Source organism: Marivibrio sp., from assembly GCF_040218065.1.
Taxonomy (GTDB): Bacteria; Pseudomonadota; Alphaproteobacteria; order UBA8366; family Aestuariispiraceae; genus Marivibrio.
The window spans coordinates 742,545-765,003 of record NZ_JAVJQE010000013.1; the positions used below are offsets into that span (position 1 = coordinate 742,545).

24 protein-coding genes are annotated in these 22,459 nt (G+C 69.6%); 9 read left to right on the forward strand and 15 right to left on the reverse strand.

Going from position 1 to position 22,459, the window contains the following annotated elements; genetic code table 11:
- Positions 1–153: 153 nt before the first annotated feature.
- Positions 154–1,020 carry a transglutaminase family protein gene (locus RIB45_RS15400; RefSeq protein WP_350051312.1) on the forward strand — a complete coding sequence of 289 codons (867 nt, stop codon included), beginning with the start codon at positions 154–156 and terminating at the stop codon, positions 1,018–1,020.
- Between the two features lie 40 nt (positions 1,021–1,060).
- Here the strand turns inward: RIB45_RS15400 and RIB45_RS15405 are convergent, their stop codons facing one another.
- Entirely contained in the window at positions 1,061–1,852 is a 792-nt protein-coding gene (locus RIB45_RS15405) for a Crp/Fnr family transcriptional regulator (protein ID WP_350051314.1), read from the reverse strand.
- Between the two features lie 236 nt (positions 1,853–2,088).
- On the opposite strand from RIB45_RS15405, the gene RIB45_RS15410 reads away from it, so the two are divergent.
- The 4 genes from RIB45_RS15410 to RIB45_RS15425 all read left to right on the forward strand — a co-directional run bounded on the left by RIB45_RS15410 (position 2,089) and on the right by RIB45_RS15425 (position 6,705).
- A complete protein-coding gene (locus tag RIB45_RS15410) occupies positions 2,089–2,358 on the forward strand; it encodes a hypothetical protein (protein ID WP_350051315.1) in 270 nt (89 codons plus the stop codon).
- Positions 2,359–2,708: 350 nt separating this feature from the next.
- On the forward strand, positions 2,709–4,142 hold the full coding sequence (locus RIB45_RS15415; protein WP_350051316.1) for an aldehyde dehydrogenase family protein: 1,434 nt from the start codon (positions 2,709–2,711) through the stop codon (positions 4,140–4,142).
- A 214-nt stretch (positions 4,143–4,356) separates the two neighbouring features.
- Positions 4,357–5,841 (forward strand): SulP family inorganic anion transporter, encoded by a 1,485-nt coding sequence (locus tag RIB45_RS15420; protein ID WP_350051318.1) that lies wholly within the window; start codon positions 4,357–4,359, stop codon positions 5,839–5,841.
- A 9-nt stretch (positions 5,842–5,850) separates the two neighbouring features.
- Positions 5,851–6,705 (forward strand): universal stress protein, encoded by an 855-nt coding sequence (locus tag RIB45_RS15425; protein ID WP_350051320.1) that lies wholly within the window; start codon positions 5,851–5,853, stop codon positions 6,703–6,705.
- Here the strand turns inward: RIB45_RS15425 and RIB45_RS15430 are convergent.
- The 10 genes from RIB45_RS15430 to RIB45_RS15475 all read right to left on the reverse strand — a co-directional run bounded on the left by RIB45_RS15430 (position 6,702) and on the right by RIB45_RS15475 (position 15,861).
- Positions 6,702–7,538, reverse strand: coding sequence for a carbon-nitrogen hydrolase family protein (locus RIB45_RS15430; protein ID WP_350051322.1), 837 nt, complete (start codon positions 7,536–7,538; stop codon positions 6,702–6,704). The two genes, RIB45_RS15425 and RIB45_RS15430, sit on opposite strands and share 4 nt — an antisense overlap.
- A complete protein-coding gene (locus RIB45_RS15435; RefSeq protein ID WP_350051323.1) occupies positions 7,535–8,710 on the reverse strand; it encodes a M24 family metallopeptidase in 1,176 nt (391 codons plus the stop codon). Before RIB45_RS15435 ends, RIB45_RS15430 begins: the two co-directional genes overlap by 4 nt.
- On the reverse strand, positions 8,707–8,976 hold the full coding sequence (locus RIB45_RS15440) for a hypothetical protein (protein WP_350051324.1): 270 nt from the start codon (positions 8,974–8,976) through the stop codon (positions 8,707–8,709). Before RIB45_RS15440 ends, RIB45_RS15435 begins: the two co-directional genes overlap by 4 nt.
- 418 nt (positions 8,977–9,394) lie before the next feature.
- Positions 9,395–9,640 (reverse strand): MoaD/ThiS family protein, encoded by a 246-nt coding sequence (locus RIB45_RS15445; protein ID WP_350051326.1) that lies wholly within the window; start codon positions 9,638–9,640, stop codon positions 9,395–9,397.
- 2 nt (positions 9,641–9,642) lie between these two features.
- Entirely contained in the window at positions 9,643–11,931 is a 2,289-nt protein-coding gene (locus tag RIB45_RS15450; protein WP_350051327.1) for a xanthine dehydrogenase family protein molybdopterin-binding subunit, read from the reverse strand.
- Positions 11,921–12,409, reverse strand: a complete 489-nt coding sequence (locus RIB45_RS15455) for a (2Fe-2S)-binding protein (protein WP_350051328.1) — start codon at positions 12,407–12,409, stop codon at positions 11,921–11,923. Before RIB45_RS15455 ends, RIB45_RS15450 begins: the two co-directional genes overlap by 11 nt.
- Positions 12,410–12,411: 2 nt before the next feature.
- The gene (locus tag RIB45_RS15460; RefSeq protein ID WP_350051329.1) at positions 12,412–13,272 is read right to left on the reverse strand and encodes an FAD binding domain-containing protein; all 861 of its coding nucleotides are present in this window, start codon (positions 13,270–13,272) and stop codon (positions 12,412–12,414) included.
- Positions 13,273–13,622: 350 nt separating this feature from the next.
- Positions 13,623–14,177, reverse strand: a complete 555-nt coding sequence (locus RIB45_RS15465) for a hemerythrin domain-containing protein (protein WP_350051330.1) — start codon at positions 14,175–14,177, stop codon at positions 13,623–13,625.
- Positions 14,178–14,250: 73 nt separating this feature from the next.
- Positions 14,251–14,901: a DUF6064 family protein gene (locus tag RIB45_RS15470; RefSeq protein WP_350051331.1), complete on the reverse strand. Its 651-nt coding sequence runs from the start codon at positions 14,899–14,901 to the stop codon at positions 14,251–14,253.
- Positions 14,902–14,904: 3 nt separating this feature from the next.
- On the reverse strand, positions 14,905–15,861 hold the full coding sequence (locus tag RIB45_RS15475) for an aldo/keto reductase (protein WP_350051332.1): 957 nt from the start codon (positions 15,859–15,861) through the stop codon (positions 14,905–14,907).
- A 113-nt stretch (positions 15,862–15,974) separates the two neighbouring features.
- Here RIB45_RS15475 and RIB45_RS15480 point away from each other — a divergent pair, with 113 nt between their 5' ends.
- The 4 genes from RIB45_RS15480 to RIB45_RS15495 are packed head-to-tail and all read left to right on the forward strand — an operon-like array spanning position 15,975 to position 19,499.
- Entirely contained in the window at positions 15,975–17,201 is a 1,227-nt protein-coding gene (locus tag RIB45_RS15480; protein WP_350051333.1) for a hypothetical protein, read from the forward strand.
- The gene (locus RIB45_RS15485; RefSeq protein WP_350051335.1) at positions 17,198–18,010 is read left to right on the forward strand and encodes a creatininase family protein; all 813 of its coding nucleotides are present in this window, start codon (positions 17,198–17,200) and stop codon (positions 18,008–18,010) included. Before RIB45_RS15480 ends, RIB45_RS15485 begins: the two co-directional genes overlap by 4 nt.
- A complete protein-coding gene (locus RIB45_RS15490) occupies positions 18,007–18,783 on the forward strand; it encodes a RibD family protein (RefSeq protein WP_350051336.1) in 777 nt (258 codons plus the stop codon). The genes RIB45_RS15485 and RIB45_RS15490 overlap by 4 nt, the downstream gene beginning before the upstream one ends.
- Positions 18,780–19,499, forward strand: coding sequence for an endonuclease/exonuclease/phosphatase family protein (locus RIB45_RS15495; protein WP_350051337.1), 720 nt, complete (start codon positions 18,780–18,782; stop codon positions 19,497–19,499). The genes RIB45_RS15490 and RIB45_RS15495 overlap by 4 nt, the downstream gene beginning before the upstream one ends.
- Before the next feature lie 32 nt (positions 19,500–19,531).
- Here the strand turns inward: RIB45_RS15495 and RIB45_RS15500 are convergent, their stop codons facing one another.
- The 4 genes from RIB45_RS15500 to RIB45_RS15515 are packed head-to-tail and all read right to left on the reverse strand — an operon-like array spanning position 19,532 to position 22,428.
- Positions 19,532–20,077 carry a GNAT family N-acetyltransferase gene (locus tag RIB45_RS15500; protein WP_350051339.1) on the reverse strand — a complete coding sequence of 182 codons (546 nt, stop codon included), beginning with the start codon at positions 20,075–20,077 and terminating at the stop codon, positions 19,532–19,534.
- Between the two features lie 43 nt (positions 20,078–20,120).
- Positions 20,121–20,948, reverse strand: a complete 828-nt coding sequence (locus RIB45_RS15505; RefSeq protein ID WP_350051340.1) for a hypothetical protein — start codon at positions 20,946–20,948, stop codon at positions 20,121–20,123.
- Positions 20,948–22,018 (reverse strand): glycosyltransferase family 4 protein, encoded by a 1,071-nt coding sequence (locus tag RIB45_RS15510; RefSeq protein WP_350051341.1) that lies wholly within the window; start codon positions 22,016–22,018, stop codon positions 20,948–20,950. Before RIB45_RS15510 ends, RIB45_RS15505 begins: the two co-directional genes overlap by 1 nt.
- Positions 22,015–22,428, reverse strand: a complete 414-nt coding sequence (locus tag RIB45_RS15515) for a 6-pyruvoyl trahydropterin synthase family protein (RefSeq protein ID WP_350051343.1) — start codon at positions 22,426–22,428, stop codon at positions 22,015–22,017. The genes RIB45_RS15510 and RIB45_RS15515 overlap by 4 nt, the downstream gene beginning before the upstream one ends.
- Positions 22,429–22,459 lie beyond the last annotated feature (31 nt).

The window sequence follows — 22,459 nt, forward strand, 5'->3', positions numbered from 1 at the left end:
GAGGCCGGGCGGCCGTATTTATATCAGGATTTATATCTGGCGGCCTTGCTCTCGCGCCCGCCCGCCAGCGTCCCCATATGCGACAGGCGGCGCAAGCTCGCCAGGCGACACGCGCCTGACGGGCGAGACGACCGAACGAGGCCAGACGCCCTCTTGACCAGACTGACGGTCCGTCACCGGACCACCTACCGCTACGCCGCGCCGACCGCCTTCGGCCCGCACCGGCTCATCCTGCGTCCGCGGGAGAGCCGCACCCTGCGGCTCCACGCCTACGAGCTGGAGACGGACCCGCCCGCGCAGGTGACCTGGGCGCACGACGTGGCCGGCAACGCCGTCGCGACCGCTCTCTTCTCCGGCCAATCCCGCACGCTGGCGATCGACAGCCGCGCCGAGTTGACGCTGGACGCCGAAGAATGGCCGGTGTTCGACATCGCGGCCTCTGCCGCCGCCTATCCTTTCCTGTTGAGCGAAGATGAGGCGACCGACCTCGGCGCGTTGCGCCTGCAGGCGTATCTCGACCCGACCGGGGCGCTCCACGCCTGGGCCCAGAGCTTCGTGGCCGGGCCAGGGACGGACACGCTCTCGCTGCTCAAGGATCTCAGCAACGGCGTCGCCGCGCAGATCGCCTATGAGGTGCGCGAGGACGACGCGGCCCAGACGCCCGTCGAAACGCTGTCGCGCGGCCGAGGCTCCTGTCGCGATTTCGCGGTCCTGTTCGTCGATGCGGTGCGCAGTCTCGGCTTCGGGGCGCGCATCGCCTCAGGCTATCTGTACGACCGGGACAGCGACGCGATCGGATCCGCCGGCGCCGGCTCGACCCACGCGTGGGCGGAAGTCTATCTCCCAGGGGCCGGCTGGATCGTCTTCGATCCGACCAATCGCAGCGTCGGCGGCTTCAACCTGATCCCGGTCGCCGCGGCCCGACACATCCGCCAGACGATGCCGGTGTCGGGCAGTTTCATCGGCGACCCCGACATGTTCGAGGCGTTGGAGGTCTCCGTGTCCGTAACGCCCGTCTAGGCCGACGCCCCCGTTCGGCTCACGCCGAGCGGCGCGTCGCTCAGTCTTTCGCGCGGCGAACCGCCCGACGCGAGGCCTCCGGAATGCGCCCCGGCACGATGTAGAGATCGTCGAATTTGCCCAGACGCTTCAGCGCCTCGAGGTCGAGGATTTCGAGCCATGCGCCGTCGAGCCGCACCAACCCGCTTTCCGTCAGCCGACGAAGCGTGCGGTAGATGTGGATCGTGGTGAGCCCCATCGCGTCGGCCAGCTGTTCCTTGGTGACGGGGAAATGCAGCCGATCTTCCTCGGCGAGCCCCAGCGCCTCAAGCCGCAGCCGGGTTTCGACGAAGAGGTGGGCGAGACGCTCCAATGCGAAGCGGCGCCCGATGCTGGCCAGGCGTTCGGCCAGCGCCGACTCGTCCTTGGCCGTCGCCCACAAGAGCGCCATGCCGAGATGCGGCGCCGACGCAGCGAGGTCGATCAACTCGGCCGGGCGCAGCACCACAACGGTGACGTCGCTCAGCGCGCTGGCGTCCTGGGTGGAGACATGTTGAACCAGCGCGTCGAACCCGACAACATCGCCCGGCAGCGCAAAGCGGGTGATTTGCCGCCGGCCGTCGCTTAGATGCCGGGCGCAGCCGACCCAGCCGGCCTTCAGAACGTAAACCGCATCCTGTTCGGCCCCTTCAGATAATAGCGCGGCCCCGCGACGAAAACGCAGCTCCGTCTCGGAGAGCGAACGCAGACGCGCGCGATCGTCGTCGCTCAACGTCATGACAAGGCCGAGCTTGGTCTCAAGCGGGCGGTCCAGTCGAACGCCCCCGCCCCCGCCGCCTCGCGTCCCAGACAATACATCCATCCTTTAGGACCTCTTGCTGTTACGGCGCCGCCGCGGGCGCCGGCCCGTGCGCCCCGCGGGGGAGCGTAGCCCGAAGCGCGCGGGAATGCACGAAGGCAAGCGGCCCGCACAAGATTATTTCGTTTTCCTGAATACCTAACCTATGTGATATCACGTAGACCCGCCGCGCTCCTAAGCTAAGCCTACGCTAACCGAACAGGCGGTCCGCCCGCCGAAAGGAGCCGAGCATGGCCGACAGAACGGACGCGACGCGAAACGGCGAGCCGGCCGCCCGGACTTCCGCCGTCCCGACGCCTGACGCCCCTGAGGCGGCGGGCCGGGAAACGGGCGCCTATCGCGAGGCGCTTGAGGATTACGCCGACTTGATCGCCAACCCGGGGGACGATCCGGACGCGATGCGTCGGCTGGAGCGGCGCATCGCCGATCATTTGGTGGACGGCGCCGCGCCCGAGGCGCCCTCTCCCGCGCCCGAGGCGCCGAGCGTCGCCAAGACGTAAGCGCGCCGTGAGCGCCGGCCTTCCGGCCGGTGCGGCGGGTCCTTCGCGCCTCCCCCTAACCGCAAGGACCCACCCAAGCGCCGCACCGCGCCGGTCCAGAGGGGCCGCCCGCCGCCACGCTCCGGGCGGCCCCTCCTTTCTTCCGCCGAACTGGGCCGCCCTCCGGGGCGGCTCTTTTTTTGCGCCGGCCTGTTCTGGCGCGCCCGCTCGCGGGCGCGCCGCCTTCGCACGACCGCGCGCGTGCGCCGCGGTTGCGCCGGCCCGGCCCATGGCCGATATATCCGAGGCGGCCGCGCGGCGATCATCCTTTCCGCGCGGCGCGGATGGACAAAAAACGGGAGCAGATAATCGTGCGTAAGACCGACTTCTACATCGACGGCGCCTGGGTCGCGCCCGGCGCGCCCAATGACTTCGACGTCATCAACCCGGCAGACGAGCAGGCCTTCGCCACCATCTCGCTCGGCGCCCAGAGCGATGTCGATCGGGCCGTCGCCGCGGCCAAGCGCGCCTTCCCCGGCTACGCCGCCACGCCGCATGGCGAGCGCATCGCGCTGTTGGAGAAGCTTTACGAAATCTACAAGCGCCGCATGGGCGAGATGGCGGAGACCATCTCGAAGGAGATGGGCGCGCCGATCAAGCTGGCGACCCAGGCGCAGGCCGCGGCCGGCCTCGGCCACATCAAGGCCTTCCTGCGCGACCTTAAAGAGTTCGAGTTCGAGCGCCCGCTCTATCCCGACCAGCCTGAGGAGCATATCGCGCACGAGCCGATCGGCGTCTGCGGGCTGATCACGCCGTGGAACTGGCCGATGAACCAGGTGACGCTGAAGGTCATCCCGGCGTTGGGCGTCGGCTGCACCGTGGTCCTGAAGCCCTCCGAGATCGCGCCGCTTTCGGCCATGCTGTTCGCCGAGATGGTGGACGAAGCGGGCTTCCCCAAGGGCGTCTTCAATCTGGTCAACGGCGACGGGCCGACGGTCGGCGCCGCGCTCTCGAGCCACCCGAACGTCGATATGATGTCCTTCACCGGCTCGACCCGCGCGGGCGTGGCGGTCCAGAAGGCGGCGGCCGACACGGTCAAGCGGGTGACGCTGGAACTCGGCGGCAAGGGTCCGAACCTGATCTTCGCCGACACTGACGTCGCCAAGGCCGTCAAGCGCGGCGCGATCGGCTGTTTCATGAATTCCGGCCAGAGCTGCAACGCCCCCACCCGGATGCTGGTGGAGCGCAGCGTCTATGACGACGCCGTCGGCGCGGCGGTCGAGGCCGCCGGCAAATGCGCCGTCGGCGACCCGGCCGAGGACGGAAACCACATCGGCCCGCTCTCCTCCGCCCAACAGTTCGACAAAGTGCAGACGCTGATCCAGGCCGGCATTGACGAGGGCGCGCGCCTCGTCGCCGGCGGCGTCGGCCGACCCGAGGGTTTCAACCGCGGCTATTACGCACGGCCGACGGTCTTCGCCGACGTAAACAACGAGATGACCATCGCGCGCGAGGAGATCTTCGGCCCCGTGCTGTCCATCATGCCGTTCGACAGCGAGGAGGAGGCGATCGCCATCGCCAACGACACGCCCTACGGCCTGACCTCCTATCTGCAGACCGACGACGTGGAGCGCATGCGCCGCGTCTCGCGCCAACTGCGCGCCGGCATGGTGCAGATGAACGGCGCCTCCCGGCCCGGCGGCAGCCCCTTCGGCGGCTACAAGATGTCCGGCAACGGCCGCGAAGGCGGGCGCTGGGGCATCGAAGACTATCTGGAGGTGAAGGCGATCAGCGGCTGGAAGTAGGCCTGCACGGCTGACGCGCAATCGCAAGCCCCCGACGCCGTACCGCGTCGGGGGCTTTTTTATTGCGATGCAGCATAGGACGCTATAGAACCGGCGCATTCCTTGTCGGCGGCCGCCGCGCGCGCCGCGCTCTCACCCGTTCGCGCAACGCGTCATCGGACGACGGCCCGCAGCATCCGTCGCCGGACGCCGCCCTTTTTTTAGGTCTTGGCCCATGCCCTCCCTCGCCGCCTATCGCGACCAATGGGTCGGAAGTCTTCGCGGCGACGTGCTGGCGGGGCTCGTGGTCGCGCTGGCGCTCATTCCGGAGGCGATCGCCTTCTCGATCATCGCCGGGGTAGACCCGAAGGTCGGGCTCTACGCTTCCTTCTCGATCGCCGTGGTCACGGCGATCGCGGGCGGGCGGCCGGGCATGATTTCGGCCGCCACCGCGGCGACCGCGGTCCTAATGGTCACGCTGGTGAAGGAGCACGGGCTGCAATATCTGCTGGCGGCGACCGTATTGGCGGGCCTGCTTCAGATCGCCGCCGGCTTCCTGCGCCTCGGCGATCTGATGCGCTTCGTCTCGCGCTCGGTCATGACGGGGTTCGTCAACGCGTTGGCGATTCTGATCCTGATGGCGCAGCTGCCGGAGCTGATCGGCGTGCCAAACCTAACTTATGTTATGGTCGCGGGCGGTCTGGCCATCATCTATCTCTTCCCCTACGTCACGAGGAAGATCCCCTCGCCGCTGATTTGCATTCTGGCGCTGACGGCGGTCGCGATCGCCTTCGATCTGGACGTCCGCACGGTCGGCGACATGGGCGCGCTGCCGGACACGCTGCCGATCTTTCTGCTGCCCGACATACCGCTGACGTGGGAGACGTTGCAGATCATCCTGCCCTACTCGGCCGCGGTCGCCGCCGTGGGACTGCTGGAATCGCTCATGACGGCCTCGATCGTCGACGAGCTGACCGACACCCCCAGCGACAAGAACCAGGAATGCGTCGGCCAAGGCCTGGCCAACACGGCGACCGGCTTCATCGGCGGCATGGCGGGCTGCGCCATGATCGGCCAGTCCATCATCAACGTGAAGTCGGGCGGGCGCGGTCGGCTGTCATGCCTGTGCGCCGGCGTCTTTCTGCTGTTCATGATCGTGGCGCTCGGCGATTGGGTGCGCCAAATCCCGATGCCGGCGCTGGTGGCGATCATGATCATGGTGTCGATCGGCACCTTCAGCTGGTCGTCGATCAAGGATCTGCGCCGGCATCCGCGCAGTTCCTCTATCGTCATGCTGGCGACCGTCGTCGCGGTGGTCGCGACGCACAATCTGGCGATCGGGGTGCTCACGGGCGTGCTGCTGTCCGGCATCTTCTTCGCGGCCAAGATCGCGCAGCTGTTGCGCGTCACCTCCACCCTGTCCGACGACGGGACCGAGCGCGTCTATCGCATCGAAGGGCAGATCTTCTTCGCCTCCGCCGACGCCTTCGCCCGCGCCTTCGACTTCAAGGAGGCGTTGGAGCGCGTGGTGATCGACGTCAGCCGCGCGCACATCTGGGACATCTCCAGCGTCGCAGCGCTGGACATGGCGGTGTTGAAATTCCGCCGCGACGGCGCCGAGGTGCAGATCGTCGGCATGAACGCGGCGAGCGAGACCATCGTCGACCGCCTGGCGATCCATGACGAGCCGGGCGCGCTGGACCGCCTGACGGGCCATTAGGAGCGTTCGATGACACGACTGATCGCTTTGGTCGACGCCTCGATCTACGCCGAAAGCGTCTGCGACCACGCCGCCTGGGCGGCCGAGCGCCTGAACGCGACGGTGACCCTGCTGCACGTCATCGGCCGGCGCGAAGGCGAGGGCGCGCCGCAGGACATCAGCGGCGCCATCAAGCTCGGCGCGCGCACGGCGTTGCTGGAAGAGCTGGCCGCGCTCGACGCCGAACGCGCGAAACTGGCCCAGAAGCGCGGCCGCGCGATCCTAGAGGACGCCGAGGCCGTTCTGAGCCGCGACGGCGTCACGCAGGTCACGCGCAGCCTGCGCCTCGGCGATCTGCTCGAGGCGCTGGCCGAGGCGGAGCGCGAGGCGGACCTGATCGTGGTCGGCAAACGCGGCGAGGCGGCCGATTTCGCCGCCGGGCATCTCGGCTCCAATCTTGAGCGGATCGCGCGGGCGAGCCGCAAGCCGCTGCTGGTCGCCGCGCGCGCCTTCAAGCCGATCGAGACGGTTTTGATCGCCTTCGACGGCGGCCAGAGCTGCCGCAAGGCCGTCGACCACATCGCCAACAGCCCCTTGTTCCGCGGTCTGACGTGCCGAGTGATGGCCGCGGGCCGCGAGACGCCCGAGTTGCGCCGGAAATTGGATGAAGCCGCCTATCAGCTGCGCCATTCCGATCTTGAGACCAGCGTCGAGATCGTCCCCGGCCAGCCGGAGGAGGCCATCGCCGCGATCGTCGAGGCTGGCGGCGCCGACCTGCTGGCGATGGGCGCCTACGGCCATTCGCGCATCCGCACGCTGATCATCGGCTCCACCACCTCGGAGATGCTGCGTTCCTGCCGCATCCCGGTGATGCTGTTCCGTTAGGACCCGGGGCCGTCCTCCGGTCCGAGTCCGGCCAGATCGCGCAGGTAGGGCAACCGCGCCTGCGCCGCCGCGACGGCGTGCGGCGCGATCGTCGCGGCCAGCGCCGTCGGCGCCTCCCCCGCCCGCGCGACATCCTCCCCGTCGGGGCCGACGATGCAGCTTTCGCCAAGATAGCGCAGGCCCCGCTCCGCCCCCGCATGGTTGGCGTAGGCGACATAGACGCCGTTCTCGAACGCGCGGGTGGGGATCAGCTTGCGCGCGACGACCGGCCAATCGGCGCTGAGCGCGGTGGGGACCAGCACCAGCTGCGCGCCCGCCCGCGCGGCCAGGCGCACGGCCTCAGGAAACTCCGCCTCATAGCAGATCAGGGTTGCGATCGTCAGGCCGTTCAGGGTGAAGAGCGGCCCGCCGCCGCCGGGCGCGAACAGATCGCGCTCCGGTCCCGGCGGCAGCACGCGCTTGCGCACCAGCGTCAGCCGCTCGCCGGCGGCGTCGACGGCCTGGACCGAGTTGTAGAGGCGGCCTTGCGCGCGCTCGGCGAAGCCGTAGAGGATCGCGGCCCCGCTCTTGCGGGCGAGGACGGTGACGGCGGCCGACAACGGGCCGTCCGCAGGCTCCGCCAGATCCTTGAACGCCGCGCCGGCGTTGTAACCGTGGGCGAACAGCTCCGGCGTCAGCACAAGGTCCGGGCGCTCATCGCGCGAGACCAGATCCTCCAGCTGCGCCTCCAGCCAGGCGAGGCGGGCGGCCGGACTTCCCAGGGCGCCGTCGCTCTGCAGCACGGCGAGCGAGAGGGGTCGCGGCCCCGTCCGCCGGACGACGCGGATGGTCATGCCGGCGTCACCATGATCTCGCGCGGATAGTCGGTCAGAAACTCGAAGCCGTCTTCCGTCACGACGATCGAATCCCCGATCCGGCCGCCCAGATCGTCGCCCAGCGACACGCCGCCGTCGACCGCAAAGGTCATGCCGGGCGCCAGCGCCGTGCGGTCGCCCGCCTTCAGCTCCGGCGCCTCCAGATAGGCGACGCCGATCGACCGGCCGGTGCGGTAGCCCGCCTCGAAGCCGCGCGCGCGGTAGACGGCGTCAGCCGCCGCCGCGACATCCTCGGCCGCGACGCCGGGGCGGATCGCGTCCAGCGCGGCGCGCTGCGCGTCGATCGCGGTCTGCTGCGCGCGCTCCGCCTCGCGTGAGACGCGGGCGATGTGGAACAGCCGATCGAATCCCAGCTTGTACTGCTTGAACTGCGCCATGGTGCAGAAGCAGAAATAGACCGGATCGCCGACCTCATAGGGCTTCACGCTGGCGCGGCGGTGAACCATCGCCGTGTCCGCCCCGCTCTGCAGGATCGCCAGATTGTGGATCAGGGGGGAGACGAAGCGCTCCCACCCCTCGGCGGTCAGGAAGCCGGCGGCGGCCTCCGTGCCCGCCTCGATCACCGCCAGCGCCGAGCGGTATTCCGGCGCGCCGGGCTGGAGCGAGGCGTGCGCCGCCGCCATCATGGCGCCCGCGATCCGTCCCGCCTGGCGCATCACGTCGATCTCCAGCGGCGACTTGATCATGCGCTGCCCGCCCAGGATCGGGCCGACATCCTTGAGCGGGGTCGCCGGACGCGCCTCGTCGAACCAGCCGCGCACCAGCGCCGGCAGCGCGCCGCGCTCCACCCAAAGCACCTCGCCGGTCTCCGGCCCCAGCAGGTCGGCCAGGACCGCCGCCCAGCCGCGCGGGCCGGAATCCTCCCACGGCCGGACGTCGGCGATCCAGGTCATCGCCTCCACCATCCGGCTTTCCATCAAGGGCGTGACCACGGCCGGCTCGCCCTCCGCCGGAACCAGCAGCAGCGTCGGGCGGCCGAACTCCACGCCCAGATAGCCCCAGAAGCCGCCGAGATAGGCGATCGAGCTCTCGTCCGTGAAGAGGGCCTGCGGGATCGCGCGCGCCCGCATGGCGGCCTGCAGGCGGCGCGTCCGCTCCTCGGCCTCGGCCAGCAGCGGCGGACGCGTCACGTGCCGATCCGCGGCGGGCCGCCCTTGTCGGCCTGGCTGGGGCCGAAGGCCTTGTCGAGGATGTGGGTCGAGTTCTCGGCCAGCTTGATGGCCTCCGACAGGTGCTCGAGAATCTTGATGTTGTTGGCCAGCACCTGCTGCGCCTCCGGGCGCATGTCGTCGGTGATCTTGGTGCAGCGCGTCAGCACCTCGCGGCGCAGCGCCATCAGCACGAGTTCGAGCTTCAGCCCGGTCGGATTTTCTTCTGAGACGAGATAATGGGTCATCGGCGGACCTCCCTGGACGCTTTATCGACAGGAGCACTGTGCGCCGATTTGCGCGGCCTTGGAAGGCGGGGCGACGGCGCGGCGGGAATTCCTTCCGGCCGCAAGCTCCAAGCGGCGCCGTCCCGGCCGCAGCGACGCGGAGAGCCGGGATATCGACGGGCGCGCCTGTCGCGAGATCCCGGGTCGACCTGACGTCCGCCCGGGATGACATCCCTTCTGAAAATCCGAGGACTCGCCAAAGGCCGTCCTCCGTCACCCCGGCCTTGCGCCGGGGGAATAGCGGTGCGCGCCGGCGGACGCGAGAGGCGGTTGGCCCGGAACTAGTCCGGGCTGACGAGGCGGGAGGCCCGCGGCTCGCGGATCGTCCTTCTGCATGGACTGACTTGACGACATCGCATTCCGAGAGGCCCGGCGCCGCCTACCCCCCCGCCATCTTCGGCAGGAGAAAGACCTCCGAATCCGGCTTCACCTCCTGCATCAGGTTCTGCCGGTAGATCTGCCCGTCAAGGGAGACGGTCACGCCCTTCTTCAGGATGGGCTGCAGGTTTGGGTGTTTTTTGCCCAAATCCTGCAGCACCTGATAGATGTTCTCGCCCTCCGCCTCCAGCGTCTCGGCGCCGTCGGCGTAGTCGCGCAGACTTCCCCAGAGCGTGACCTGGACCATCCCTACTCCGCCGCTTTCGCCGTCGCCTCGCTGTCGCGCAGGAGCTTCAGCATCCGCGGCGGCGACATCGGGATCTCCGTCGCGCGCACCTTCGCGGCGGCCGAGACGGCGTTGGCGATCGCGCCCATCGGGGGCACGATCGAGGTCTCGCCGACCCCGCGCACCCCGTAGGGGTGGCCCGGATTCGGCTTCTCGACAATCACCGTCTCAATCATCGGCAGGTCCGAGGCCACCGGCACGCGGTAATCCAGGAAACCCGGATTCTCGAGCAAGCCCTTGTCGTTGTAGATGTACTCCTCGTTCAAGGCCCAGCCGATGCCCTGCACGGCGCCGCCCTGGAACTGGCCTTCGACATAAGCCGGGTGCACCGCCTTGCCGGCGTCCTGGACGACCGTGTAGCGCTTGATGTCGATGCGGCCCGTATCCCGATCGATCTCGGCGTCGACGATGTGGGTCGCGAAGCTGGGCCCCGCGCCTTCGGCGGCGATCTCGTGGTGGCCGGCGATCGGCCCCCCTGTCTCGCCCGCCATCGCGGCGATGTCCTTGATGGAGAGCGGCTCATGCTCGCCGGCGTTGGGGCCGGAGGGATGGGCCGCGCCGTTCTCCCACTTCACCGCGTCCGACGGTATGCCCCAGATCTTGGCGGCCCGGTCGATCATGCGCTGCTTCGCCTGACGCGCCGCCTGGATGGTGGCGAGACCGGAGGCGAAGGTCACCCGGCTGCCGTCGGTCACGTCGTTGAAGCCGAGCGAGGCGGTGTCCGCGACGATGCAGTAGACGTCGTCGTAGTCGCAGCCCAGCTCCTCCGCCGCCATGGCGCACATCGACGCGCGGCTGCCGCCGATGTCCGGCGTGCCGACCGACAGCGCGACCGTGCCGTCGACGTTGAGGTTCAGCGACACCGCCGTCTGGCCGCCGAAATTGAACCAGAAGCCCGACGCCACGCCGCGGCCCTGGTTGGGGCCGAGCGGGCTGTTGTAATGCTCGGTTTTCTTCGCGGCCTCCAGCGTCTCGATCAGCCCGATCTCGTCGTAGGTCGGCCCGAAGCTGGATTTCGTCCCGTCGCCGGCGGCGTTCTTCAGGCGGAAGTCGATCGGGTCCATGCCCAATTCGCCCGCCAGTTCGCTGATCACGCTTTCGACGGCGAAGGCCGCCATCGGCGCGCCCGGCGCGCGATAGGCCGCCTGCTTCGGGCGGTTGGTGACGACGTCGTAGCCGACCGCGCGGACGTTCTCCAACGCGTAGCAGGCGAAGGACGCCATCGCGCCCATGTCGACCGGGCTGCCCGGGAAGGCGCCGCCCTGATACTTCAGGATCGCGTCGGCCGCGGTGATCGTCCCGTCCTTCTTCGCGCCGACCTTGATCCAGAGACTGGCGGAGGCGGTCGGGCCGGTGGCGCGGAAGACCTCGTCCCGGCTCATCACGATCTTGACCGGCTTGCCGGCCTTGCGCGAGAGCGCGACCGCAACCGGTTCGATGAAGACGGTGGTCTTGCCGCCGAAGCCGCCGCCGATCTCGCTCGGCGTGACGCGCAGGTTCGAGACGTCCATGCCGAGCAGCTGGGTGCAGGTGTCGCGAACCATGAACTGGCCCTGCGTGCAGCACCACAACTCGCCCCGCCCGTCTGAGCCGATATTGGCGAGGCAGGCGTGCGGCTCGATATAGCCCTGGTGCGCGGCGCCGGTCTTGAACGAGCGCTCGACGATCACCTCGGCCTCCGCAAAGCCCTTCTCCACGTCGCCGTGGCCGATCTCGGTGACGCCGGCGACGTTCGACGGCTTGCCGCCGCCGTACTCGTGGCCGAGATGCTCATGCAGGATCGGCGCGTCGGGTTGCATCGCCAGATCCTCGTCGATCACGTGGTCCAGAACCTCATACTCGACCTCGATCAGCTTGAGGGCCTGGGCGGCGATGCGCGGATCGGTCGCGGCGACCGCGGCGACGGCGTGCCCGTCATAGAGCGCCTTCTCGCGCGCCATGACGTTGGTCAGCACGCTCATCAGCTCCTGATCCTCCTTCACCGCCTCGTGGACGGGGAAGTCGTCGCGGGTGACCACCGCCTTAACGCCGGCCAGCGCCTCGGCCTTCGACGTGTCGATGCTGACGATCTTGGCGTGGGCGTGGGGGCTGCGCAGGATCTTGGCGTGCAGCATGCCCGGCGCGACGGCGTCGGCGCCGAACTTGGCCCGGCCCGTCACCTTGTCCACGCCGTCGGGGCGCACCGGGCGCTTGCCGACGACCTTGAACTCACGCGCCTCGAAATTCTGCGGGAAATCGGTCTCAAGCGGCATAGTTGCGCCCTCTCATTTCCTCGGCGGCGTCCATGACGGCGCGCACGATCTTATCGTAGCCGGTGCAGCGGCACAGATTGCCGGCCAGCCAATAGCGAACCTCGGTCTCGCTCGGATCGGGATTCTCCTCCAGAAGCGCCTTGGCGGCGACCAGGATGCCCGGCGTGCAGATCCCGCACTGAAGCGCGGCGTGCTCCAGGAACTTGCGCTGCAGCGGGTGCAGCAATTCGCCCTGCGCCATGCCTTCGATGGTGCTGATCGCGCGGCCTTCGGCCTCTGCGCCCAGCATCAGGCAGGCGCAGACGATCTTGCCGTCCACATTGACGGTGCAGGCGCCGCAGTCGCCGGTCCCGCAGCCTTCCTTCGACCCGGTCATGCCGAGGCGGTCGCGCAGCACGTCCAGCAGGGTCTCCTGCGGATCGCACAGAAACTCGACGTCGTCGCCGTTTATGGTGGTGGTGACGTGGTGTTTCGACATCGTCAGCGTCCCTTCGCCCGGTCCATGGCGATCGCGACGGCGCGCTTGGCCAGCACGCCCGCAACCTCGATTCGGTATTCCCGCGTCCCGCGCTTGTCGTCGATCGGCGCGCAGGCGGCGGAGACCGCCTCCGAGAAGGCCTTCATTGCGGCCTCGTCGCCCGACGTGCCGACCAGCGCCTCCGCCGCCTCCTCGGCAACGATCACGCGGGGGCCGACGGCGCCGAGAACCACCCGCGCCTCGGAAATCGACGCGCTCTCGTCCAGCGTCAGATTGACGCCGACGCCGACGACGGCGATGTCCATCTCGGTGCGCGGAATGAAGCGCAGATAGGCGTCGCCGCCGCGCGCCGCCTGTTTCGGCAGCAGGATGGAGGCGACGAATTCGCCTTTCTCAAGGCTGGTCTTGCCCGGCCCGGCGGGCACGTCCTCAACGGGAACGTCGCGCCGGCCGTTCGGCCCGACGATCGAAGCCTTGGCCCGCGCGGCCGCCAGCGCCGGCACGCTGTCCGCGGCCGGCGAGGCGTTGCAGAGATTGCCGGCGACGGTCGCCCGGCTCTGGATCTGCGTCGACCCGATCAGGCCCGCCGACTCGACGACGCCCGGCCACATCGCGACCAGATTGGCGTGGGCGCCCATCTCGGCGCTGGGCACGGCCGCGCCGATGCGGAAGCCGCCATCCTCCGGTTCGATGCCGGTCATCTCTTCGATCCGCTTGAGATCGACCACCAGATCCGGCTCGATCCGGCCGGACCGAATCGCGACCAGCAGATCCGTTCCACCGGCCAGCACCTTGGCCATGCCCTGTTCGGCGGCGAGCAGCTTGACCGCATCCTCCACCGTCGTCGGCGCTTCGTAGCGCATGATCTCTCGGTCCCTCTTTTGCTGTAGGCGGCCCGACTCCCGAAAACGGCGCGGTCGAGCCGATGTTTTTGATTGATCAACCGTTCAGCGAACTGTGCCCGCCCGCGGCGCCCCCGTCAAGGACAAGGCCTCCAGGCGACGCCCCATGCGCGACGGTCCCGAGCCGTCGAGCTCAAAGCGAAGGCCCCGAGGGGCGGCGCCGGGACGAGGCCGCCGGCGCTTCGCGCAGGCTAGCGCTCCCCCGTCGGCGATCCGGTCCAAATCCGTCATCCATCCGCCGAAACGCGCCGACCCTCTAGATCCCGAGTGTAGGGGGCGCGAGCGGTCGGGAAAAGGCCTAGTCCGACCGTTCAGCGCCGACGCAGCCGCATCCGCTCCGCCATCGCGGCGCGATCCGCGTCCGAAAGGCGCGTCTCGGCGAGCGGCAGCACCGTTTCGTCCTCCCAGGCGAGGTGGCGACGCTGGGTGCTGGCGAATTCGCGCAGATTGATCAACAGACGCGTCGGATTGGCGAGACTGCGACCGAGCGCCAGGAATTCGAGGTCCGCGCGCAGGAACTCCACCAGATCCTCGTCCATCTCATGTTCGCGCCGCAGCCGTTTGAGCAGCCCCTTGAGGCCGTCCTCCGGCGGACAACGCGCCTCCAGAAGCGGGAACAGGTCGCGCTCCTCATCCGCGATGTGACGGCTGAGATCCTCCGTCAGGAAGTCCAGAATCTCTTGGGCGGCGCCGGCGACGGCCCCTTCGTCCATCGTCTCCACCAACCGCTCCAGCGCCTCGCACACCGCGCGCTGACGCTCATGCTCCAAGCGCAGATAGTCGAGCGGATCGGCGATCGCCCCCGCCTGATCGGCGTCGAAGGTTCTGAAGGCGCCGCTCGCGCCCGGCTCTCGCGCCGCCGTCATCGCCGGTCTCCCGTCTGCTCCCGCATCCGCAAGTCAGCCTGCGCGGCGGCGCGGCCCGAAACCATGATCCAGGTCAAGGCGCGGCGTGTTTCGCCCGGAGGTTCTTTAGCGCCAGCAGCAGCGCCGCCAGCACGCCGAAGATCGGCAGGACGAGATCCTCCGGCACCGCGATCAGCCAAGCGGTCGCCCCGGCGGCCGCGCACCAAAGCAGCGGGACGACGGCGAGCGAAATCGGCGCGCGGCCGCTCGCCGCCAACAGCAGTCCCAAGGTCAGCAAGGCGGTCGGACCCGGGGCCATGCCGGCCAGACGAACGGCGGCGAGGTCCCCGCCGAGCGCCGCGGTCAGCATCGGGTAGCCGAAGAGCGCGTAAGCGGCCAGCGCGACCCCCGCCAACCGGAAGCCGTCGATCCCCGGGGCGAAGCGAAGCGCGCCGCGCGAGACCGCGATCCAAAGCAGCAGCGCCGCCTGGAGCAGGAAGAAGAGTCCGTAGATCGGGGCCGCGAAATTGATCTCGGCGAAGGTCAGAAAATGCCAGCCGACCGCAACCCAGGCCCAGGCCGCGGCCAACGCCGCGCCGACAACCTTGCCGCCGCCCGGCTGAGGGCGCACCGCCAGCAGCACCGCGCCCAGCATCAGCCCCGCCGCCGCGGCGGGCAGCGGCCACCAATCGTGATTGAAATTGGCGATCACGCTCGCCAACACCTCGGCGGTGTAGGGAAACATGGGCTACAGGCTCTCCACATAGTCGATCATCCGCCGCCGCAGCGTCTGATCGGGCGACGGACCGTGCAGAGCCCCCATGTTCTCGGCCATATGTTCGACCTGCGTCGTCGCCGGGATCGCGCAGGTTACGGCCGGGTGGCCCAGGATGAATTTCAGCAGGAACTGCGGCCAGTTCGCCGCCCCCGCCTCGCTCGCCCAGTCCGGCAGCGGCTTGTCCTGGACCATTCGGATCAGCGCCTTGCGGCGGTAAGGTCGGTTGACGATGACCGCGATTCCGCGATCAGCCGCCAGCGGCAGCAGACGCGCCTCCGCCTCGCGGTCGAGGATGTTATAAGTGAACTGGACGAAATCCAACGGCTCCTCGCGCATCACCCGCTCCAACTCCTCGTGGCGCCGGCCGTGGCTGGTGGTGACGCCGAGATAGCGGATGCGGCCCTCCGCCTTGTCCTCCTTTAGGGTCGCCAGATGCTCCTTCCAGTCGACCAGATTGTGCACCTGCATGAGATCGAAGGTCGACAGGCCCCACAGACGCCGGCTCTCGTTCATCTGTTCGGGCCCGGACTCGAAGACCGGCGTCCAGACCTTGGTGGCGGAAAACAGGCCGTCCGATCCCGAGACCCGCTCCAGGCACCAGCCGATCACGTCTTCCGAACTGCCGTACATCGGCGAGCTGTCGACCATCCCGCCGCCTTCGTCGAAAAATTTCTGCAGCACAGCCGCGCGATCGCGGCGCAGCGCTTCGTCCTCGCCGACGTTGAAGGTGATCCAGGTGCCCATGCCGACGGCGGGGATGCGCTCGCCGGTGGAGGGGATCGGGCGGCGATCGATCACGTCCTCAGCCGACGCGCGGCCCGGCGTAAAGCCGGCCGCCGCAGCCGCCGCCCCGAGTCCGGTCAGCACCGACCGGCGGTCAAGGCCGCGGCGGGCGCGGCGCCCGCATTGGTGAGAAGCGCGCTTCATGCCAGTCTCTTTCGATCGGATGACGCTCGTGCTAGGGGACGAGATAGGGGCGATCGGCGCAAGCGCAACGGCGCGCCGCTCTCGCAAAGGCGTCCAGGTCGGAGCATGAACCCATGATCGCCAAGCCGAAGCGCCCGCGTGGCGCCGCCCTCGGGGCGATCGGGGCCGCCGTCCTGGCGGCGGCGCTGTTTGCGGCGATTCTGGCCGCCGGCCCGAAGCACAATTGGGACATGATCCCCTACATCGCCTGCGCCGACGGGCTGGCGGACGCCGAGAAGGACCCGGCCGCGCTGCAGTCCGCGGCCTACCGCGCCGTTCGCGCCGCCGTCCCGCCGGAGACCTACCGCGAGCTCACCGACCCGATCGGATGGGCGAACACCTATCGCAAGACCCTCGCCTCCGACCCCCGTGCGTTCGCCGAGACGTTGCCGGTCTATTGCTACAAGCTCGCCTACGTCGCTGCGATCGCGGGCGTGAGCGCGTTTGGGGTCGCGCCGCCGACCGCGGCCTTTCTGGTGAGCGCGAGCGCAGCCGCGGCGGCCGTCTTGTTGCTTGGACTGTGGCTCGGCCGGCGCATCGGCGCGCTCGGACCGCCGGTGCTGATCGTCGCGGCAATGGCCGGACTTTATCAGACCGCACGCTACGCAACGCCCGACGCGATGCTGGCGTTGCTGCTGATCGGCGGGCTGATCGCCTACGCCGAGGGGCGCGTTAGGCTGGGCGCAGCGATCCTGACGGCCGCGCTTCTGGTGCGCATGGACGCGATCGTCTATTTGGGCGCCTATCTAGCAATCGCGGGGGGCGGGGCGCTTCGAGGGCGGGCGGGCTTCCGGGCGCAGGCGCGGGTGATCGCCCCGCTCGCCGGGTTCGCGGCGCTCGGGCTTGCGCTCTACGCCGCGATCGGGGCCTGGATCGAGCCGCCCGGCTATCGCGCCGTCTTCGTCCACAGCTTCATCGCCAATATCCCGATGCTGGCCTCGGCCGATCCCCCGCTGGCCTTCTCGACCTATCTAGACGTGCTCGGCGCCCGCAGTCTCGAGGTGCTCGAGCGCGGCGCGAAGCTGCCGATCCTCATTCTCTTGACGGCGGCGGCGTTGCTCGCGACGCGCGCCGAGGACGACCCGGCGCGCCGACGCGCGGCGCAGGCGGCCGGATTGGCCCTGGCCGCGGCGGCGCTGCACTTCCTGATCTTCCCCTGGTACTCGACGCGCTATTACGCCGGGCATCTGGCGATCATGACCGCCGGCGCGCTCGTCGCCCTGCTGCCGGTTGCCGCATCCCTCGCGGCGCGCCATCTTGGAGAGGTCCCGCGCCGCCCGCCGGATGGAGGAGCACCGTGAGCGACGCCGTGGCCCGCTGGGCCGACCTGAAGACGACCGATTTTCCCATCTCCGATCCGGCGCGCACGATCGCCCTGCTGCCGGTCGGCGCGGTGGAGCAGCACGGGCCGCACCTGCCGCTCGGTACGGACAGCCTGATCCTCGAAGCGGTGATCGAGCGTATGGCCGCCGCGCATCCCCCGGCGGGCGCACGCCTTCTCGTCCTGCCGTTGCAGCAGGTGGGCGACAGCCTTGAGCACGGCGACTTCCCCGGCACCTTGACGCATGACGCCGAGACGCTGATCGCGGCGTGGACCGCGCTCTGCGAAAAGGCGGTCGACGCCGGCGCCCGGAAGATCGCGATCGTCAACAGTCACGGCGGGCAGCCGCAGATCGTCGACATTGTCGCCCAGCGCTTGCGCGCACGCCGACGCGTCCTGGCCGCCCGCATCAACAGCTACCGCTTCAAAGCGCCGGAGGGGCTGTTCGCGACCGACGAGCTGGCCTTCGGCTACCATGGCGGGGAGATGGAAACCTCCCTCATGCTGGCGATCCGCCCGGATCTGGTGGCGATGGACAAAGCCGCCGACTTCGACACGCTGGCCCGACGCATGGCGAGGACCAACGCGCGCTTCCACGCCGAGGGCGCGGCCGGCTTCGCCTGGGCCGCTCAGGATTTGAACGAAGCCGGCGCGATGGGGAACGCCGCCGACGCCGACGCCGGGCGCGGCGCGGCCACGTTGGATCACATGGCCCGCGCCTTGTCCGACGCGCTGCAGGAGGTTGCGGCGTTTCCCCTGGACGCGCTCAAAGCCGGCCCTGCGTCGTGAACGATCCGCGCGCCAGCCTGTTCGATCCCAACGCGGCGGAGACGGCGGAAAGCTGGCGCGCGCTGTTGGCCGGACGCGCCGAGTCGGCGACCGCGCCGATGCGCGCGCTCTACGGCCCGCTCCTCGCGCCCGCCTTCGCGATCGGGCAGTTGGGACAGAGTCTGGACGGCCATATCGCCACCGACAGCGGCGCGTCGCACTATGTGACCGGCCCGGAAAGTCTGGTGAACCTGCATCGCCTTCGCGCGCTCGCCGACGCGGTGCTGGTCGGCTGGCGCACGGCCGCAGCGGACGATCCGCAGCTCACCGTGCGCAACGTCGACGGGCCGAACCCGCGGCGCGTGGTGCTGGACCGAGACGGGCGGCTGCCGGGGGCGCTGCGCCTGTTCACCGGCCCTGCGCCGGGCGCCTTGCGCGTCACGGGGCCGGGCGCGCCGGCGCTGGCGAGGGTGGAAAGCGTCGTCCTGCCGCTCGATCCCGACGGGCGCATCGCCCCGGCTGCGATCCTCGAAGCGCTGGCCGCGCGCGGGCTGCGCCGGGTCCTGGTCGAAGGGGGCGGCAGCCTGGTGTCCGCCTTTGTGGCCGCCGGGGCTTTGGACCGGCTGCATGTGGCGGTGGCGCCGCTGATCACCGGCAAGGGGCGGCCGGGTCTCGCCCTGCCCGGCGTCGCGGATCTTAGAGGGGCGCTGCGCCCGCCCGCACGCACCTACGCGATGGGCGCTGACGTTCTCTTCGACCTGGATCTCAGGGGGGCCAAGGGCGGGCCGGCATGAGCGACCTGCGCCCGCACCCCGCGACGACCGTTCGGCTGGCCACCTACAATATCCACAAGTTCGTCGGCGCCGACATGAAGCGCAGCGTCGATCGAATCCTCCGCGTCCTGCACGCCGTGGACGCCGATGTCGTAGCGGTCCAGGAGTTCATGCCCGAAAAGGCCGGCCTGGGTCCGCTGGACGCGGAAAAGTTCGCAGAGCGCGCGGGCTATCAGGTGATCCAGCAGCCGGTGCGCCGCGTCACCGGCAACTACCAGGCCAACCTGCTGCTGAGCCGCCTGCCGGTGCGCCACACGCATCTGTTGGACCTGCGCCACCGCCGGGCGGAACCGCGCGGCGCGATCTGCGCGGAGGTCGACGCGCACGGCCGAACGCTGCACCTCGTTTGCACCCATCTGGGGCTGACGCCGGCGGCTCGGCGCCGACAGCTCGATCGAATCCTCGAGCAATGCGGAGGGCGCGAAGGCCAGCTGTTCGCGTTGATGGGCGACCTGAACGCCTTCCTGCCGTGGGGTCCCGTCGATCGTCGGCTGCGTCGGGAATTTCGCGGTCACGCCCGGCCCGCCAGTTTCCCGGCGGGTCGGCCGATGCTGCCGCTCGACCGGATCGTCGCCCGTCCCGCCCGGGCGGTCGAGCGGGTTTGGGTGCACCAGGAGGATCCTGCGCCGCTCGCCTCCGACCATTTGCCGGTGGTCGCCGAACTGCGCCTTGACTAACCCCCTTGCGGTCCCCGGCCCAGGCGAAGCGCTTAAAGCGCGCGGCGCGCCCGCTGCATGAAAAGGGCGTCTCGATCGCGATAACGGCCCGTGACTTCGTGTGCGTATCCAACCTTCTTCGCGACAGCGATCGACGCCTGGTGCGTCGGATCGAACATCGCGAACGTATGCGGATAATCGAGGGTCGCGTCCGCCCAGCCCAGCATCGCCGTCACCGCCTCCGTCGCGTACCCTTGGCCGTGCGCGCTGGCGACGAGAACCCATCCCGCCTCCGGATTCCCCTGCAGATCCGGATCGGTGTCGCGACGGTAATTCGCAAAACCGACTTCCCCGAGGAACGCGCCGTCGGATCGGCGCCGCACCACCCAATATCCGTACCCGAGATGACGCCAGTGCCCGGCGTATCGCAGAAACCGCGACCAGGACTCCTCCTCGCTCGACGGCGCGCCGGAAATCCGCGCGACCACCTGCGGATCGGCCCACATCGCGGCGCTGTGGGGAAAGTCCTCACGGCGATGCTCGCGCAGGAGCAACCGGTCAGTCTGCAGCACCGGGGCCAAGTCCGTCTCACCGCTCATTTTCCGATCTCCCGCACCGGTCGCCCGCTCGCCAGACGGCCCGCTAGTCGGCCCGTCGGATCGCCAGCAGATCCTCGTGCCCGACCGTATGGGCGGAGAGACCGGCCCCGATGTGATGCAGACGCTGCTCCGCCCAGGCGTCGATCTCGGCCGCGCGGGCGGGAGCGAGCTCCTGCGCCGCCTCGCGATAGCCCTCGACCAAGGCGCGCTGCAGATCGGCGTCGCGGGGGTCGAGCCGCCAGGCGCTGTCGCGGCGCTCGACCTCGTAGCCGACGGCCTCGAACGCGTCCGCCAGGGCCTGCGGCGCGTCCGCTCCGAGCGCGGGGCCGAAGCCTTTGTCGCCTTGCAGATGCTGCAGGAAAAGCTGCGCGACCTCGTCGTCTTCCGGAACCTCAGGCGACCAATCCAAGCGCCCGTCCACGGTCAAGGCGAACAGGCCGCACGGAACGCGCGCGGCCGCGCAGGCTTCGGCGAAGCGCTGCGTCCATGCGGCCGAAACGAGGTCGAACAACGCACTCGCCGTTATCAGATCGGCCTCGGCGAGCGGCGCTGCGCTCAAATCCGCCGCCAGATCGCAGCGTTGGGTCGCCAGACGCATCCCGGGCGACGCCGGCGCCTCGGCCGCCGCCAGCAGAGCGCCGTCGGAATCGACCAGCGTCCAGGCTTGCGGGCGGCCGAGGCCGCGGTCGAGCCGCGGGGCGAGATAGCGCAGATTGTTTCCCTGCCCGGCGCCGAGGTCCACGACGCGCAGCGTCTCGCCGCCGCGCCGCCCGAGCGTCTCGATCACCTGGCCGTCGAGATCGGCGGCCTCTCTGGCGCGCTCGTCCGCTGCGGCGCGCAGGCTCAGCCAGTCTTGCGTGAAGTCGCTCATCAACCGGCATCCCTCTTCAACAGTCGATCGAGAGCGTCCGCGAAGGCCCGGCTCTGCATCGGCCAATCCGCCAGCCGCGCCCGGGCGCTTCGCGCGCCTCGCACAAGATGGGATCGCGCGGCGTCGTCCGCCAACGCGGTGCGAATCGCGGCGGCGAAGGCAGCCGGATCGTCGGGCGGGACGGCGACGCCCGCCCCGTCAGGCAAGGTGTCCGCCAACGCGCCGCCGGTTGTGGTCACCACCGGCAGCGCGCGGGCCAGCGCCTCCGCGACCGCCATGCCGTAGCCTTCATAGCGCGAGGCGAGCACGAACAGGTCGCTTTCGGCGAACAGGTCGGCCAACGCCTGCTCGCTGAGCTCTCCGTGAAAGACGATGCGCTCGCAGAGGTCGAGCTCACGGGCGAGGCTTTTCATCTGCGCCGCCCAGTCAGGATCGAGATCCGCCTTGCCTGCGCAGTCCAGCCGCCACTCCAGATCGCGCGTCTGCGACAGGGCGCGCAGCAGAACGTCGTGCCCCTTGCGCGGGATCAGGGTCGCCGCGCACAGCAGCCGGGCGGGTCCCTCGCCGGCCGATCCCCGGGCCGGCGGCGCAGGCTCAACGCCCGGTTCGACCACCGCGACGGCTTCCGGGTCCAGGCCGAACCGCGCAAGGCCGCGCGCGGTGAAGCGGCTGGTCGCCAGCACGCCGGCCGCGACGGCCAGCGCGCGCCGCTCGCTCTCCATCAAGCGCTCGACGGCGCTCGGCGTGAGCCCGGCCTCGTCGCACAGCGGATGATGCACTAAGGCGATCAGGCGAAGCCGCGCCGCCTCGCGCTCCGCCAGATCCGGGACTGCACCGAACAGGAGCCCGTCGAGCACGACCGCGGCGCCGTCCGGCAGGTCGGCCAGCGCGCGGCTCGCCGCTTCGTGCGCCGACAGGTCGGGAAAAGGCCAGCCGCCGGGCGCCTCCACGACCTCGATCGTGCGCCCCAACGCACGCAACCCCTCCACCATGCGACGGTCGTAGATCGACCCGCCGGTGCGGCTGTCCAACCGGCCGGGCGCGACGAAGAAGAGATCGGCGTCGTTCACGCCCCGTCCAACGGCAACGCGCCTTCATAGGACGCCCAGGCGACGTGGCTTTCGCCCAGCGTGACCTTTAGGCGCGACAGGCCGGCCGCCCCGGCGCCGAGATCGCCGGCCGCGACGCGCTCCGCCAGCCGGTCGAAGATCGTCTTGGCCATGAATTCCGTGGTGGTGTTGGCGCCCTCGAACTCAGCCATCTCGTCGAGGTTCTTATAGTTATAGCGGCCGAGCGTCTCTTTCAGCACGTCAGAGGCGAGGCCGATATCGACGACCAGCCCGTCGGCGTCGAGTTCCGGGCGCAGGAACTCGACGTCGACGACGTAGGTGGCGCCGTGCAGCGCCTGCGCCGGGCCAAACGTCGCGCCCTTGAAACTGTGGGCGATCATGAAATGGTCGCGAACGGTGAGCGAGAACATAGATCCTCCGCAGTCCTTTCATCGTGAGCGA